General features: G+C 40.9%; 10 protein-coding genes. All 10 read left to right on the top strand.

Features of this window, described 5'->3' with window-relative positions:
- The first annotated feature begins 6 nt into the window (after nt 1-6).
- The 10 genes from ACO05G_RS10020 (at nt 7) to ACO05G_RS09975 (ending at nt 13,353) form a co-directional block, all read left to right on the top strand.
- On the top strand, nt 7-2,406 hold the full coding sequence (locus ACO05G_RS10020) for a PKD domain-containing protein (protein ID WP_421762662.1): 2,400 nt from the start codon (nt 7-9) through the stop codon (nt 2,404-2,406).
- Nucleotides 2,407-2,549: 143 nt separating this feature from the next.
- Entirely contained in the window at nt 2,550-2,924 is a 375-nt protein-coding gene (locus tag ACO05G_RS10015) for a cupin domain-containing protein (protein ID WP_348284333.1), read from the top strand.
- 20 nt (nt 2,925-2,944) lie between these two features.
- Nucleotides 2,945-4,207: an MFS transporter gene (locus ACO05G_RS10010; RefSeq protein ID WP_421762661.1), complete on the top strand. Its 1,263-nt coding sequence runs from the start codon at nt 2,945-2,947 to the stop codon at nt 4,205-4,207.
- A gap of 26 nt (nt 4,208-4,233) precedes the next feature.
- Entirely contained in the window at nt 4,234-5,001 is a 768-nt protein-coding gene (locus ACO05G_RS10005; RefSeq protein WP_348284335.1) for an SDR family NAD(P)-dependent oxidoreductase, read from the top strand.
- Nucleotides 5,002-5,021: 20 nt separating this feature from the next.
- Nucleotides 5,022-5,774, top strand: a complete 753-nt coding sequence (locus ACO05G_RS10000) for an SDR family NAD(P)-dependent oxidoreductase (protein WP_421762660.1) — start codon at nt 5,022-5,024, stop codon at nt 5,772-5,774.
- 58 nt (nt 5,775-5,832) lie between these two features.
- Nucleotides 5,833-7,590, top strand: coding sequence for a polysaccharide lyase 6 family protein (locus ACO05G_RS09995; protein ID WP_421762659.1), 1,758 nt, complete (start codon nt 5,833-5,835; stop codon nt 7,588-7,590).
- A 66-nt stretch (nt 7,591-7,656) separates the two neighbouring features.
- Nucleotides 7,657-8,736: a polysaccharide lyase family 7 protein gene (locus ACO05G_RS09990; RefSeq protein WP_421762658.1), complete on the top strand. Its 1,080-nt coding sequence runs from the start codon at nt 7,657-7,659 to the stop codon at nt 8,734-8,736.
- The gene (locus ACO05G_RS09985) at nt 8,729-9,784 is read left to right on the top strand and encodes a polysaccharide lyase family 7 protein (protein ID WP_421762657.1); all 1,056 of its coding nucleotides are present in this window, start codon (nt 8,729-8,731) and stop codon (nt 9,782-9,784) included. Before ACO05G_RS09990 ends, ACO05G_RS09985 begins: the two co-directional genes overlap by 8 nt.
- A gap of 11 nt (nt 9,785-9,795) precedes the next feature.
- Nucleotides 9,796-12,096 (top strand): chondroitinase-B domain-containing protein, encoded by a 2,301-nt coding sequence (locus ACO05G_RS09980; protein ID WP_421762656.1) that lies wholly within the window; start codon nt 9,796-9,798, stop codon nt 12,094-12,096.
- An 18-nt stretch (nt 12,097-12,114) separates the two neighbouring features.
- Nucleotides 12,115-13,353, top strand: coding sequence for an alginate lyase family protein (locus ACO05G_RS09975; protein ID WP_421762655.1), 1,239 nt, complete (start codon nt 12,115-12,117; stop codon nt 13,351-13,353).
- The last annotated feature ends 11 nt before the right edge of the window (nt 13,354-13,364 follow it).

The following is a 13,364-nucleotide window of genomic DNA, read 5'->3' as shown; positions in this document are numbered from 1 at the left end:
AATATTATGAATTTTATAAAAAAAGGAATAGGTGCTTTGCTGATGGCTGGTCTCATTATATCGTGTGGAAAGGATGATAATCCGAATCCTAGCGGTCTTACAGGGATCATCTTATCGAGCTTTGAAGCAGCAGCAGAAGGGGATGGGACAATTGTTACCGTTACTCCTTTGTCCATTGGTGCCACATCTTATGTGGTTGACTTTGGTGATCCTACAAGCGATTCTGATGTACTAAACATTAGCGAACAAGGAGGTTCTGCCACCTACGATTATCCAAATGAAAATGAGGAAGTTACATACACGATTACCGTAACAGCTCAATCAGATCAGGGTTTACCTTCTGTTTCACGTTCAAATGAAGTGACAGTGGTTCATGTACCTGAAGGTGCCATAACAACAGTTGCTGATTCTCCAACAGGGAGTATTTCAAATGTTTTTGCACTATATACAGATGGTTTAGAGCAAGATGGAGAACTGTTGGAATATAGATGGGGAGAAACAGCTTCTGGAGGTGTTGCTTTAACAGTTGATGATGAAAACCTACTTCGATTTTCCCGACTGGGAAGCGATGCGGGAGTTCTTTCAGTTGCTACTATAGATCCTTCAGCTGCATTCGGAGATGGCATTGCAGCTACTCATATTCACTTTGATGTGAATTCTGTTTTTTCAGAAGGTGTTGATATTCTAAAAGTGACTTTAATAAATACGGATGCTTCTGAAAGTTACGTAGTGGATGGTTTAGCGCTTACTGATGGTAGCTGGACTGGTTTTGATTTAGACTTAGGTACAGGTTTTTCTTCATCGGTTAGCGCAATTGATGAAATTCAATTTGAGTTAGGAACTGGAGGAACGGCCAACGATCATGCTAGTATATATGTAGACAATGTTTACCTGTATAAAGAGACCGGCTCAACCATTTTAAACGGTGATTTTGAAATCACAGGCACATATGCCACCAGTCAATGGAGGTTTACCACTTTCACTGATGGGGAAACCAACCCATTTGGTTCTAGTAGTGATGGTTCTGATTTCGATTACAACGGAAATGACACAGGGGATAAAACCAGAGGAGCAAAATGGTCATCAAGTCAGTCTGCTGGTCAATTAGCTAGCCCAAGTTCAAGATATGCATATCAAGCACTGAACTTAACTCCGAACACTGATTATGTGCTGGAATATCAATATGCAATTGATGATGATAATGATGAGATAGTCGGGGGCAGACACCTAGTTGGACTGGTTCTGAACAGCCATTACATAGATGGAGCGGATGCGGTGAGCAATGCCTCTGATAATTTAGGTAGTCACCTGGGCTATTATGCTGAAGGAAAGTTTAATACTACACCCAATGATTATGGTACGTTTGTTCAAATCCCATTTACATCTAATGAAAGTGGTGAAGTAGCTGTGATGTTTTACTCAGTAGCTCCTGATGATGCGTGGATCGATAATGTGAAGGTTCTTGCAACAGGTGATGCAACAGCCCCTAACGCAGCATTTGATTCTGAGGCAACTGCAGGAAATTTCTTGGAATATACTTTTACTAACACTTCCACAAATTCTGCGTCATTCGAATGGGATTTTGGAGATGGAAGTACTTCGACAGATAAGTCTCCAACTCATACATATGCGAGTGCTGGAGCTTACACTGTAGTGCTTACTACAACAAATGTTTCCGGTAGTATAACATCAAGTGAAACTATTACAGTTTTTGACCCATCAGGTGGAGCAACTTTTGCAGCAGTTTTACAGAATGCGGACTTTCAGACATATCCAACAGCTGAGAATAATAATAATGATCTAGTTGATGCATGGACGATAGATCCGGATAATACGTTCAATGATGGATCTGATACTCCATTTAATTTTTGGAGAAACGATGCGCTGGAAGGTTGGGTTTCAGACCCTGCTAACATTACAGGTGCATCAACTGATAAAGCCAGTTCTTCAAGCACAAATGCTCAGTCTGCCGGCGGAACATCAGGCAGGTCACTTAAGTTTGATAGTCCGGGCGAAAGAGCCTATCAACCTTTTGAGGTTGAGGAGGGTGTTGAATATACGATTTCCGCTTTTGTGAAATCAGAAACAACTCCAGTAACTGATGTAGAAGGAACTTTCTACATACTACATAGTGAGCCTGCAGATGAAACCGATTTGGCGGCATCTCTAATTACCTCTGTACCTGTCACAGCTACTGCAATCAATACGTGGCAGCAAGTATCATTTGACTTTACAGTTAATTCGACATTTAGTTTTCCTCAGAGTAGAGTGGATGAAAGTACTGCAGATATTTTGACTTCTACAGATCAAAAATTTGTCATCTTCTATTTTGTTCCGACTAATACGGTGACGTCTGATAATGAGGTATGGATTACTGATGTAGTGATAGATACTCCGGGATTTTAATTAGCACTACTTGAAGAGCTAGTTTAAAGTTTCAAGTATAGATAATAAGGAAATTGTTTTCTCATAATAGTAGTAATTGTATCTGAGGTGGTGTCAAGTAAATGACACCACCCAGGTCAATTATTTAAAAAACGCGCTAAAAAATGGATAGAAAAAGCGAGAAATACATTTTAACTGAGGGGATGGAATGGGAAGAGCTTGGGGGAGGTGTTTCCAGAAAATTCCTTGGATACGATAATCAGATCATGATGGTCTTGGTAAAGTTTGAAAAAGGAGCACTTGGTTCACCCCACAGTCACTTCCATACGCAAGCAACTTACTGTGTATCTGGTAAGTTCGAATTCGAAATAGATGGAGTCAAGCAAATTGTGAAAGGTGGAGATGGTGTCTATATAGAGCCTAATCTTTTGCACAGCGCCGTTTGTTTGGAAGAGGGAATGCTGATCGACACATTTAGTCCGGTTAGGGAAGATTTCCTGAGTGGGGTAGGTCCTTCTTATTTCAGTGATAAAAATTAATAAAGAAACAACCTAATCAAATGAAAGTAACAGGGCTTAGATGGTGGATTATTGGACTCGTTTGTCTTGCCACAATCATAAACTACATCGATCGTTCAGCTTTGGCCATTATGTGGCCGGACATCTCGAGTGATCTGGGTATGGACAAAAACGATTATGCACTTATCCTAAACATCTTTTTGGTAGCATATGCTGTCGGGCAATCTGTTTCGGGTAAAATGTTTGATAAAATCGGAACTAAATTAGGTTTTGTTGTTTCTATCACGGTCTGGGGACTTGCTACTGCTTTGCACGCTTTTGCTAGAGGAGTAGTATCATTCAGCTTTTTCAGAGTTCTTTTAGGATTAGGAGAAGCAGGAAACTGGCCTGGTGCTGTTAAGAGTAATGCGGAATGGTTTCCATCCAAAGAACGAGCTCTAGCCCAGGGAATCTTTAATTCTGGTGCTGCAATGGGCTCAATTGTGGCTCCACCGCTTATTGCTATTGTATGGGTTGCAATCGGATGGGAGATGACATTCGTGTTACTTGGGATGTTGGGCTTGCTTTGGGTCATTCCATGGGTAATTTTCAATAAAGCCCTTCCAGGGAAACATCCTTGGATTACTGAGGAAGAAAGAGCTTATATCAAATCCGGAATGGAGCAAAAGAATGAGGAGTCTGAAAAGCCGGGTCTAAGTATGGTGCAGATCCTTTCACATCGTGAATCATGGGCGGTTTTGGCATCAAGGTTCTTTGTAGAGCCCATCTGGTGGCTGTTTGTGGGTTGGATGCCTATTTACCTGGCAGATGTATACGGATTCAATGTGAAAGAAATTGGCTTTTTTGCTTGGGTACCTTATGTGGGAGCAGCTATCGGGAGTCTTTCAGGAGGCTACTATTCTGGTAGACTTATGATAAAGGGAGCAACTGTTGATCAGGCTAGAAAGAAAACCATATTATTTGGCTGTATCATCATGTTTGTGGGCATGGCAGCCACAATTCTATATGGTAATACACCTGAAAAATTCGTTGGAATTGTTGCAGTAGTTCTCTACGGTTTTCAATTTGTAATCTCCAATATTCAAACGATTCCTAGTGACTTATTTAGTGGTAAATCAGTTGGCTCTTTAGCCGGACTAGGAGGGACAGTTGGAATTTTTTCAGTTATCATTATGAACTTCCTTGTTCCTGTAATTACTGACAATTACTCATACACTCCAATTTTTATAATGATTGCTGTTTTTGTACCTCTTGGGTACCTGTCAATCAACTTTTTCGCAAAAGAAATTAAGCCTATTGGCTAGAAATAAAATTTAAAACCGAATAGAAAATGAAAAATAATTCTGAAAATAAAGTAGCTATAGTAACAGGGGCAACAGGTGGTATTGGTTTTGAGGTTGCAAAAAGACTGGGACATGATGGCTACACTGTTATTCTAAATGGTATTGAAGACGAAGCTGGAGCAGAAAGAGTGGAAGAACTTTCAAAAGAAGGAATCAATGCTGAGTACCATGGTTTTGATGTTACCAACGAAGAGGAGGTAAATTCAAATATTAAAGCCATAGGTGAAAAATATGGTAGAATAGATGTTTTGGTAAATAATGCCGGAGGCCTTGGGGGTAGATCCCGATTCGAAGAAATGACTACCGAGTTTTATCGAAAGGTCATGGCCCTGAACCTTGATTCTGTGTTTTTTACTTCCAGAGCGGCTATACCATATCTCAAGAAAGGAGAAGATGCGACGATCATTAACTACACTTCTAATGCAGGATGGAATGCCGGAGGCCCTGGAGCTGGGATTTATGGAACCTCGAAAGCGGGAGTTCATGCGATCACAAGAGCACTGGCAAAAGATTTAGCAGAATATGGAATCAGAGTTAATGCGGTCTCACCTGGAACCATTGACACACCATTTCATGCTCAGATCAAGCAAACAAAACCAGAAGTCTTTGCATCATGGAAAAATAACATCATGCTTGGAAGATTAGGTCAACCCGAAGAGGTAGCAGGTGTAGTATCATTCTTGGCAAGCAAGGACGCATCTTTTATGACTGCTGAAACCGTACAAATCGGTGGTGGTCAGGCATTAGGAATTTAGAAATATTAAAACCTGATCTAATGAAACTGAGAGGAAAAGTAGCTGTAGTCACAGGCGGAGCACGAGATATCGGGCAGGCAATCTGTATCAAATTGGCCCAAGAAGGAGCTAAAGTGGTAGTCAACTATCATGGCAGCAAGAAGGCTAGTGAAGATACGCTTGCTGCCATTAAAGCTGAAGGTGGTGAAGCCATCGCGGTGCAAGCTGATGTGACGAAACAGGCTGACATAGACAGCATGGTTGCTCAAACCAAAGAAGCATTTGGTGATCAGGTGGATATCCTGGTTAATAATGCGGGTGGTCTTTTTGCCCGTAAAACTGTCGAAGAAATTGATGAGGAATTCTATAACCTCGTGATGGATGTTAACATGAAAGGAACAGTATTCGTGACCAAGGCATTCAAGGCCCTCATGGGTAAGGGAGGATCCATTGTCAATGTGGCATCTCAGGCCGGACGTGATGGAGGTGGTCCCGGTTCTGCAATGTATGCTTCTTCTAAAGGAGCGGTCATGACTTTGACTCGAAACTGGGCTAAAGAATTTGGTCCGCAAGGAATTCGAATTAATGCGGTCTGCCCTGGTATGATAGCTACAAAGTTTCATGATGATTTCACAAAGGATGAAGTGAGAAAAAAAGTAGCTGGAAACACTCCTCTAAGACGTGAGGGGAAAGCAGAAGAGGTAGCAGATTTAGTGGCCTATCTGGCAAGTGACGAGTCCAGCTTCATGACAGGAAATAATGTGGATATAAATGGAGGATTGGCCTTTTCGTAACCATTAGATTGAGATTAAAGATGCGCATAGTTGCAGGGTCCAGTGAAAATCGTTCTTGATGAAAATGGTAATTACCACTCGCTATGAAAAAATGGTTGATAAGGATCAGTTCCTAAGAGATACTTTGATCCGATTTACTTTTACACTTATCGTAATATTTGGCCATTTTTTTTCGGTTGCCCAGCAAGTGTTAGTGACTACTCTAGGGGAATTTGATGCGGCAGTAGAAGATGCTAAGGCGGGGGATACCATTATGTTAAGAAATGGAGAGTGGGTGAATGTGGTACTCAATTTTTACGCAATCGGTGAACCTGAAAATCCCATAGTACTCAAGGCGCAGACTCCTGGAGAAGTCATCCTTACCGGATCGTCAAGGTTGAAAATTTATGGTGAACATTTAGTAGTTCAAGATTTGGATTTTAAAAATGGCAATACATCAGGAGACGGTGTTGTTGAGTTTAGGAAGAGCAGCAGCGAACTTGCTCAAAATTGTAGACTTACTAATAGTCGAATCCTTAACTACAATCCAGCAACAGATGACATTAATTATAAATGGGTATCTATCTATGGTAGTAACAATCGAGTTGATCACTGCCATTTCGAAGGGAAGAATCATGAGGGAGCACTTCTGGTAGTCTGGTTGACTGGGCAGGCTAATCATCATCAAATAGACCATAACTACTTTGCAAACATTCCAGATTTAGGTAGAAATGGAGGTGAAACCATTCGTATTGGCACAAGTGCCAATAGCATGTCAGAGTCCCGAACGATTGTCGAAAACAATCTTTTTGAGGCTTGTGATGGTGAAATTGAGATCATTTCGAACAAATCAGGATTCAATATTTACCGATACAACACCTTCAGAAATAGTGATGGCACGTTGACACTAAGGCATGGAAATGATTGTGAGGTCTATGGTAATTACTTCTTTGGTGGAGATGGGAAATCTTCAGGTGGTGTACGGATCATCGGAGAGAGACATAAGGTCTATAACAATTATTTTCAGGATTTAAATGGTGGCGGGTTCAGAGCTGCCATCAGCATGGTGAATGGCGTGCCGGATTCACCTCTGAATAGATATTTCCAAGTAAAAAATGCAGAGGTCGTCAACAACACTATCGTTTCATGTAAAGAGCCCTTTGCTATAGGCGAAGGAAATGATAGTGAAAGAACATTACCTCCATTGGATTGTATCATTGCAAACAATATTGCCATCAGTACGACAGGAAGTAGTGCCGTCACCTATACTGATACCCCATTGAACATGGCCTACCAATCGAATTATATGACTGGAAATATTGGGATCAGTGATGTGGGAATTGTTAATGATGATCCAGGCCTGGAGTTAACTGATGGGCTCTGGCGAGCAAGCAGTTCAAGTGCCGTTACTGATGCAGAGTCACTAGCAGTTGGTTATGTCCAATTTGATATTGATGGGCAGGAAAGAGACGGATCTCCTGATATTGGTTGTGATGAAGTAGCGACATCTGATATAACAAATACCCCGTTGGCCAAAGAAGATGTGGGGTTTGATTGGAGTAATTCTGGCAACCCACCATTAGCCGTTGATGGAGCAGATGACAAAATCAAAATTACGCTTATCAATCATATAATGGAGATACGAGGTTTGGAACAAAAAGACTTACCTGCCCAATTGATAATCCATGATTTACAAGGTAGAAAATTGGTTTCTGAAGATGTGGCCAAAACTGAATTTAGTATGTTAATGGATTTTGATGGTATTTGTATTATATCATTTGTTAACCAACAAGGAGAAATTCACAAAGCTAAAATTAGGATACCCAACAACAGATGATTAGAGTCTTTTACCATCTTACTTTGCTTCTAAACGTTTAAAGTGCCGTAATAGGCAAAAATGAAAATGAAAAATATCACTTCTCTGTCCACGAGCTTCATTCTCTATACATTTCTAGTTCTAACTAGCTGTTCAGGAACATCAACTAAAACAGGTGAAGAGGAAGCTCCAAAAAATGCTTACGCCAGTAACATCATCCCATTCTTTGATCATTGGAATTTAATCTTAGGAGATGGCTCAAATGCCGGTCCAGCCATCGACTTTGAGCATGATGATTTCTTTTTCACAGCAAGTGATGAAGCTGGAGATTGGGTGGTCTTCAAAGCACCGAACGCCGGAAATACGCATGGAACTTCGAACAACACAAGAACGGAATTAGCTCAATTGAAGAAATGGTATCCAATGTCCAATGCAAAATTGACAGCCACACTCAAAGTCATGAACGTTTCAGCAACAGGAGATGCACAAGTGGCAGCTACTCATGCGGTAGTGGTGGGGCAGATTCATAGCGCCGATGGACATGAGAATGAACCCCTTAAAATATTTTACAAGAAATTCCCCGGTCACACTAAGGGTTCTGTTTTCTGGCACTACGAAATCAATACCGAAGGTGACGATAATTCAGGAAGATGGGATTACTCACAGGCAGTTTGGGGACATGACTTTTCTGTGGTAGGAGATGAGGAAAATACCTACCCGCAGGAACCAGTAGATGGAATTGAACTAGGTGAAGAATTTAGTTATGTGATCGAAGTACGGGATGGGTTGATGTACCTGACTTTTTCGAGTGAAGGACATGAAACCAAAACGTTCACTAAAAATTTGATTCAATCGGAATACACAACTCCGGATGATATTCCACTGCAAACTCAAAACCTGTTTGTGCCTGCTGGGCAGGGCGGAGTGGAGCGAGAAAATGCCTATGCTGAAGAAGGTCTATTCTTCAAACTCGGGTCATATAATCAGACCAATGGAAAGTCACCGGAAGTCAACCCAATCTGGTGTTCAGGTGCGGAGACGTTTGATGGAGACATTCAAAAACAGTATGAAACCGGTAATTACGCTGAGGTTTGGTTCAAAGAAGCCACCATTCAAGTCGGTGAGGATGCTGTGTCTAATGAAGGATATTTTTTAAAAAATGATTGATAAGAAAATGATTGATAAGCTACTAAGACTACATTTTTTAATACTGCTTGCTTTCTGCGTAAGCTGTAATTCAAACAAAAAAACAGAAGAATCTGATGACGCAAATCAAAAATTCCCTAGCGATGTAATTGCTAACCTGGATGAATGGAAGATTCTTTTGGGAAATGGAGAATTGGTTGATAGTCTGCAGAACTTTGAACATGAAGACTACTTCTATGATGTGAATGACGGCAAGGATTGGGTCGTTTATAAAGCACCGAATGGTGGGATTACTTCCCCTAATTCTCACAATACCAGAACGGAACTTGGGCAAAAGCAAAGATGGACGCCTAAAGAGGGTGGAAAGCTTACCGGCACACTAAAAGTCATGCATGTTTCCACCTCCGGCGATGCAAGAGTCGCTGCATCTCATTCGGTAGTAGTAGGACAAATTCACAGTGCTGATGGACATAAAAACGAACCATTAAAAATCTTTTATAAGAAGTTTCCAGGTCATACCAAAGGTTCTGTTTTTTGGAACTATGAAATCAATACCGATGGCGATGATAATTCAGGAAGATGGGATTTTTCAACGGCGATATGGGGATATGATATGTCAGTGGTTGGTTCAGATTCAGCTTCTTATCCAGCTGAGCCGGAAGATGGGATCGAACTAGGAGAGGAGTTTAGCTATGAGATAAATGTCTATGATGGGATGATGTACCTCACTTTCATGAGCGAAGGGCACGAAACAAAAACATTTACCAAAAACCTGTTGGTATCAGATTTTCAAAGCAAAGAAGATATACCTGAGCAAACAATGAATCTATTTGTAACTATCGGGCAAGATGGCATAGAAAGATCAAATGCATATGCAGGTGAAACACAGTTTTTCAAGCAGGGCGCATACAATCAAACCAACGGGAGAGATCCTGAGACGAATATGGTTTGGAGTACCGGAGCAAATACGTATAATGGAGATGTGGAAGCACAGTATGCAAATGGAAGCTATACCGAAGTTTGGTTTCGCGAATCTTCTATTGGACCGGGAACACCTCCTAATCAGTAAAAATAAACATCATGAAAAAGCTAACCTTATCAATCCTTATTCTGAGCTTTTTAATTAGCTGTGAAACAAAAAATAGCGTTTTGGTTTCCAATGCTGCTGAGTTAGAATCGGCTATTTCAAATGCCCAACCCGGAACTGAAATTGTCATGGCGAAAGGCGACTGGAATGACGTAAGGATCAAGTTTTTCGGGAAAGGTACAGAAGCCCAACCAATAACCCTTCGTGCTGAAGCGCCCGGAGAAGTTATCATTAAGGGTGAATCTGATCTGAGATTAGGAGGAGAGCACCTGGTAGTTAATGGACTGTATTTCATGAATGGGGCTTCCCCTTCTCAGGCTGTTATTCAGTTTTTAATAAATGATGACACGCTTGCTTTCAATTCGCGTGTAACTAACTGCGTGATTGAAGACTTCAATAAAACTCAGCGAAATAAGCAGGATTTATGGGTGCGATTTAAAGGTCGAAACAATCAAATGGATCACTGCTACCTCGCAGGAAAATCAAATAGAGGACCAACCATACGTGTGGATCTGGAAGGAAATGAGAGCATTAAAAACTATCATAAAATCAATAACAATCATTTTGGTCCAAGGCCACCGAAAGGAGGTCCAAGTGCAGAAACGATCCAGATCGGAAACAGTAGCACATCCATGACACCAAGTTACACGCAGGTGTATGACAATCTGTTTGACAGATGCAATGGTGAGGTTGAGGTGATTTCAAGCAAATCCAACTTCAATGAGTTCAGAAATAATGTCTTTTACAAAAGCGAAGGGTCTTTGGTTACACGCCATGGCAACTATTGCACGGTAGATGGCAACTATTTCATCGGAGATGAAAACTCCCCACATGTGGGTGGGATCCGATTGATCGGAACGGGCCATTGGGTGACCAATAATTATTTCTACAACCTGAGAGGAGAGATTTTTAGATCTCCCTTAGCTGTGATGAATGGCATTCCTAAATCACCACTTAATCGATACATTCAGGTAACGGATGTGGTGGTGGCCTACAATACTTGGGTCAACTGCAAATCACCATGGCAATTTGGTGTGGGTTCAAATGTGGATCAAAAAGATGTATTACCACCTTCAGAAATCAGATCCGAAACTCCAGAGCGTACACTCGTAGCTAATAATGTGATTTACAATACAAATGGAGATGAACAGCCTATCGTCCGGCATGATAAGATCGATGGAATTGATTTTAAAAGCAATGTGATAAACAATCAAGGTGTTGAGTTTGGAGGGGTAGATGGGCTTATTGAAAAAGATTTTTCGATAACGGAAATAGAAGAAAATGTTTGGGTACCGTCTTCAGATTTAATTGATGTGGATGCATATGAGGGTTTCGAATTTGATCAAATCAAAAAGGATTTATTTGGTAATAATCGGAATACAAATAATTCAATCGGTGCTATAATTGGTACAGGAGCACCCAATCTCATGGATTTATTGAAATATGGTCCCGATTGGTTTGTAGCAAAAAAGGAATCCAAAGAGCCACAAATACACTCGGTCGGCTCTTCTGATGAGCTGATTCAGGCAGTTACCAATGCTTCCAGCGGAGACATTATAGAGCTTACTGCTGATAACTACGATATTGGCTCATCATTGAAAATTGACAAGAAACTCACCATTCAATCGGCTGATTCTGCAGCCCAAGCGACCATTTCATATTTAGGCACGGCTCAGACTCCAGCCTTTGAAATGAATCCAAAAGGCGAGCTTATTTTGAAATCAGTCATCCTAACTGGAAGCGGAGAAAATTATGCTTTTGCAAGTCTGAAGGAAAACATGTCCAGTCTGTATAATCTAAAGGTGGTTGATTCCGAAATATCAAATTTTGATTACGTTCTAAAGGCGTATAAATACTCCTTTTCAGAATACATCAAAATCAAGTCTTCGGTGATTAAATACTGCAACAATGGACTGGAGCTTTCAGCAGAGGACGATGATCGGGGTGATTACAATGCTGAAAACCTTCTTATTTTGGATAGCCAATTTGATGGTGTAAAGAAGAATGTACTCGACTATTACCGCGGGGGGTATGATGAATCAACGGTTGGAGGAAATCTGGTTGTTCAGGGATGTACGTTTACCAATAGCGGAGCAGCAGAAGAAAATGGTATTTTGCTGAACACGTACGGTATCATCAATGTGGATATTTCGGAAAACACATTCAGTAATAATGATGTGAACCTGGTAGCTCGGCTTTGGGGAGCGAAGAATAATTCCCATGCTGACAATGTCATTGAAAACTCTGGCGAATTGATTGTTGAGCAAAACCTTCCACTGAAATTGATGTATTGATGCTAGCATAAAGTCCAAATGAAATTCTACTATTTCATTGTTTTTCTGTCATTGTTTTTCTCCTCAAAGAGCCAAAATCATTACGATTTTGTCGTGTATGACACAGGAAGACTTTCAGCTGTAAAGAAGGATCTAAATGCAGGATCTATTTCCGGATGTGCTCAAAAAGCATATTACATGCTGCAGGCCAGGGCCAATGATTTGTTGGAAATTGAGAATCCAACGGTCATGGACAAAACAATTGATCCACCAAGTGGTAACAAGCATGATTATTTAAGCATTAGTAGATACTGGTGGCCGGACCCACAAAAGGAGGATGGCCTTCCCTGGATTAGAAAGGATGGAGTAACCAATCCTGAAACGCAAACCGATGCTGTAGATCGTAATCGCTTAGGCCTGATGACAGAAGGCGTGAAATACCTGAGTCTTGCTTATTATTTCATGGAAGATGAGCAATATGCTCGGAAAGCTATTAGTATGCTCAACACATGGTTTTTAGTAGACGACACCAAAATGAACCCTCATTTGGAATATGCACAAAGTGTACCAGGGAATCCCAAAGGCCGACGATCCGGCATATTAGATGGCCGACTAATCGCACTGGTAATACCTGATGCCATTGTTATTTTGAGAAATTCAAAATATTGGACCAATACCCTTGAGAACGGAATGAAGGAGTGGCTAACAGAATATTTGAATTGGCTTACAGAAAGTGAACTGGGGCGAGAGGGTGCAAAACAGGTTAATAATCATGGTTCGTGGTATCGCCTGCATGTCGCAACAATCGCACGCTTTGTTGGTAAGAAATCTGTAGCAGAAAATATGATCTATCAGGCTAGGGAAAGTATGGAAGAACAACTAGATGAAAAAGGGAGGCAAATTCATGAAATAGAAAGGACAAAATCCTTTTTCTATAGCTGCTTCAATCTGAAGCCATTACTGTTACTTGCGAAAATTGGTGATCAATTGGGAGTGGATCTTTGGCAATACGAAACTCCAAATGGAAAGAGTCTGGAGCTTGCCTTGGAATACCTTACTCCGGTTATTGATGGGAAAGAATGGCCATATCCTTTCTTATCTAAAAATAAGCTTGTTCACCTGATACCCGTTCTTCATCGTTTTAATTTGAATTCGGGTGACTATACTCCGGCACTTGATAAAGCGCTGAACCAGTTGGTGGAATTAAATCTTCCGGCATCAGAAATGCATGACTTATACGAACAGTGCCTTCTTTCAGGTCTTCCGATGAAAGATTAAAATGATTTCAA

Origin of the sequence: Ekhidna sp., from assembly GCF_965227465.1 — a bacterium.
Taxonomy (GTDB): domain Bacteria; phylum Bacteroidota; class Bacteroidia; order Cytophagales; family Cyclobacteriaceae; genus Ekhidna.
The sequence above is the reverse complement of the archived record's forward strand: the minus strand, read 5'-3'. Positions and strand labels throughout refer to the sequence as shown.

Excerpts from the sequence above, each read along its gene's own strand:
- ACO05G_RS10020 (WP_421762662.1), top strand. The coding sequence starts at position 7 with ATGAATTTTATAAAAAAAGGAATAGGTGCTTTGCTGATGGCTGGTCTC.
- ACO05G_RS10015 (WP_348284333.1), top strand. The coding sequence starts at position 2,550 with ATGGATAGAAAAAGCGAGAAATACATTTTAACTGAGGGGATGGAATGG.
- ACO05G_RS10010 (WP_421762661.1), top strand. The coding sequence starts at position 2,945 with ATGAAAGTAACAGGGCTTAGATGGTGGATTATTGGACTCGTTTGTCTT.
- ACO05G_RS10005 (WP_348284335.1), top strand. The coding sequence starts at position 4,234 with ATGAAAAATAATTCTGAAAATAAAGTAGCTATAGTAACAGGGGCAACA.
- ACO05G_RS10000 (WP_421762660.1), top strand. The coding sequence starts at position 5,022 with ATGAAACTGAGAGGAAAAGTAGCTGTAGTCACAGGCGGAGCACGAGAT.
- ACO05G_RS09995 (WP_421762659.1), top strand. The coding sequence starts at position 5,833 with ATGAAAATGGTAATTACCACTCGCTATGAAAAAATGGTTGATAAGGAT.
- ACO05G_RS09990 (WP_421762658.1), top strand. The coding sequence starts at position 7,657 with ATGAAAAATATCACTTCTCTGTCCACGAGCTTCATTCTCTATACATTT.
- ACO05G_RS09985 (WP_421762657.1), top strand. The coding sequence starts at position 8,729 with ATGATTGATAAGAAAATGATTGATAAGCTACTAAGACTACATTTTTTA.
- ACO05G_RS09980 (WP_421762656.1), top strand. The coding sequence starts at position 9,796 with ATGAAAAAGCTAACCTTATCAATCCTTATTCTGAGCTTTTTAATTAGC.
- ACO05G_RS09975 (WP_421762655.1), top strand. The coding sequence starts at position 12,115 with ATGAAATTCTACTATTTCATTGTTTTTCTGTCATTGTTTTTCTCCTCA.